The sequence below is a fragment of the Maribacter arcticus genome (genome assembly GCF_900167935.1).
GTDB classification, from domain to species: domain Bacteria; phylum Bacteroidota; class Bacteroidia; order Flavobacteriales; family Flavobacteriaceae; genus Maribacter; species Maribacter arcticus.
In genome coordinates this window covers 1-2844 of sequence record NZ_FUYL01000009.1, presented here as the reverse complement: position 1 = coordinate 2844, position 2844 = coordinate 1, and the positions used below count along the sequence as shown (strand labels likewise).

Genomic DNA, 2844 nt, shown 5'->3' with positions numbered 1-2844 from the left:
TGGCACCAGGCATACCTTGAAGACCGGTATCACCCTGAGGTCCTTGTGGTCCTGTTAAATCTGATGAAGTAAAGGAAGTACCGTCACTATAGTTAATGGTAAAAGTTCCGTTGTTATTATCTACGAATGTAAAGGTTCCTGCCTGTGTGGTTGTACAGAGGTTATTCCAAACAGCACCATTGAAATAGTGTACACAATTCGTATCGGTATTATAAACAAGGGCTCCCCTAAGCGGGGTAATGGCCTGCATTTGGGCAGTAGTTAGCCTAGTAAGAACAAAAGCTTTATCTGTACTTTCAAGCTCTACAATAGAAGCGGCATTTATGCTATTTGGATTCTGTCCTATTTTTACCTGAGCATGTACGCAAAAGGAGGTCAATATAAAGAACAGTAATAATTTTATTTTAATAGACATTTGGGGATAACATAATATGTTAGTACCTATAAAAGTAAGATGGCATTTGTAGGAATCCGATTAAATGTTGTGTAGACGCTAGAACCTGTTGGGAAATCTATGTATCCCATCAATTGAGCGATGCTTATTGCGTTTCATCCTTTTGAGGAGGTCTCGTAATTGATTCTAATGGTTAGTAAAAAAGGGAGTTGAAGTTAATTTAACTAGAGTGATTATTGAAAATAATTTTCTGTTTGTTTACCTCGCCAAATATAAAAAGCCCTGAAAGCTTAAATCTTCTCCAGGTAAATCTATAGTGTAGAAATAAACACCAACAGGTAGCCCTTTTTCGGCACCGAAAGGAATGTTATTTAGATTCGAAAACCCGTTAAATTCGTCTGTATAATTAGCCATTTCAAAAACTTTAAGTCCGTAACGGTCATAAATTTGAACAAAATTACTATCGTATTCTTCTAATTCAGCAACGTAAAAAGAATCATTTATGCCATCTCCATTTACGGAAACAAAGAAATTATCAATGTTGACTACTTCTAATGATAAAGGCTCGTATGGTGCTTTTGAAGCTCCAAGGGTTATAATTTCGTAATCATCTGGAATGAATGATGTTGTGGTAATAAAACCTTCATTTAATGACCCTACTGGTGTGCTACCAACAAGATTTACCCATCTTTTAGAATTTTTGCTCCAGCCTACAGGTATAATCGTGGTAGCATCATCGGTCAGTCCTGCCATGGCGCTACGTTGGTTCCAGCTTAGGGTTACGTTAGATGTAATTGTACCTTCTAATCGCCAAAACTCACTAGTGTTAACACTTTCAATATCTAAATCTTTTTCAGAGGTATCAAAGGTGTTTAAAAATGAAATTGGGTTATTGGCATCCTCTAAAAAATAGGCGCTTTTTGCGAATAGGTTCGTGCTTTCCGATTTTAAGATCAGCGGACGCATAAATTCTACATCCCCAATAGGAAAGCCGAAATCTTGCTGATTAGTTATGGCTGCATATCCTTCAATTTTAGAAAAATCATTTTCGCCAGTGTAGAACGAATTATCTAAAAAAGTAAAAAAAATAGATGGTTGGGTTAGGGGAGTACGTATGTTACCCAATATGAAATTGGTATTGTTGCTATTATCTATACCTAACGCTAATTGCAAATCATTTTCTAATGCAATTTCTACATCATAGAATTGAGGGGTTAATGAACCCGAAACAGTTAATAACTGCGTGCCATAAAAACCTGCTAAACCAAGGTTGTTGTCTAAAGGGGATTCATTGATAAGGTGGGTGTGAAAACCAATACTACCACCCTCATGAATGCGCAAGTTGCCATTGTTATATAGGGCAGTTTGGGCGGATGCCGAAACCACCAAAAGAATGAAAAGAAGTGAAAGTTGTTTTTTCATTATTCTTTTGTCTTTTCTAACAATAGTTTCTTTATTTCCTCCATTTGTGCTTTAAGTGTTTCTACTTCAGTAGCCATATTTTTATTCGATGACTCTAGCTCCTTTATTTTCTTTTCTTGCTCAATGGTGTGCAGAAAAAGTTCTTCTATTTTTTCGAGATTGATTCTAGATGCTTCTCCCAAATCCCAAAAGCCTTGTTCTTTGATTGCTGCCGCTGACTTTATACCCGGAAGGTGATTATTTTCTTTTACAAATTCTTCAATTTCAGACAAGTTTGTAAACTCATAATTAGAGTTTAAAATGGAATTCCCTAAATAGTATTTTTGGAAAACGTAATCGGGGTGAACTTGACCGGAAATAGTTGTTGAGATAGTGCCACCTACAGATAAATTTCCGGTCGTTGCGATATTTTGAGTCGGGTCTATTCTCATAGCTTCAAGACCATTTGTGGAAAACCCTAGTTGATCAGCAGCTATTCTGTACATTCCCATATTCGTGTCTCCATTAGTGTAAAATCCGTAACCAGGGTTGCCAGCACTTCCTTCGGTTGAAGCAAATCCTCCTCTTGCCCTAATTTGCCCATCAACATCTAATTTATCTTGAGGAGTAATATTTCCTATACCAACATTACTATTCGTACCAGTAAAGGAAAGTAAGCTATTCGTAATGTCGAAGGTTAAGTCATTATCATTTAAGTCATATGTTCTATCCCCTGTCTGTGTTAGATTCGTATTGGAAAGATTATTTCCAATAATTGGTGTTATCCAAGAGTAGTTTCCTGCTGCATCGGTTGCAAGAACATCCCCAGAGGTTGCTGTTGCATCGTCTGGCAGTTCGATTTCGTTCTGGTCATCGGTGTCCCCGTCGTTTGTAATGTGCGTATTGATTAAAGTAGTGTTCGCCGTAATCGCTACGGTCTCTTCCAAAGCAGAAAGATCTACCGTCAACGGTATTTCACCATCATTTTCTAACGAAATGCTCAGTAGGTTTCCTGCTCCGAAAAGAAACTGGTCTACTGTTTGTTCGTC

Annotated in this window: 2 protein-coding genes and 1 pseudogene; all 3 read right to left on the bottom strand. The window is 37.4% G+C overall.

Features of this window, described 5'->3' with window-relative positions; all coding sequences use genetic code 11:
- Nucleotides 1–415 (bottom strand): annotated as a pseudogene (locus B5X55_RS18805) (hypothetical protein); the annotation flags it as partial.
- A gap of 237 nt (nucleotides 416–652) precedes the next feature.
- Nucleotides 653–1816, bottom strand: coding sequence for a T9SS type B sorting domain-containing protein (locus B5X55_RS13755; RefSeq protein WP_079513219.1), 1164 nt, complete (start codon nucleotides 1814–1816; stop codon nucleotides 653–655).
- On the bottom strand, nucleotides 1816–2844 hold a 1029-nt coding region (locus B5X55_RS18800), incomplete at its 5' end, for a hypothetical protein (RefSeq protein WP_079513218.1). The genes B5X55_RS13755 and B5X55_RS18800, both read right to left, overlap by 1 nt.

Coding starts and splice junctions, on each gene's coding strand:
- B5X55_RS13755 (WP_079513219.1), bottom strand. CDS start 1,816: ATGAAAAAACAACTTTCACTTCTTTTCATTCTTTTGGTGGTTTCGGCA.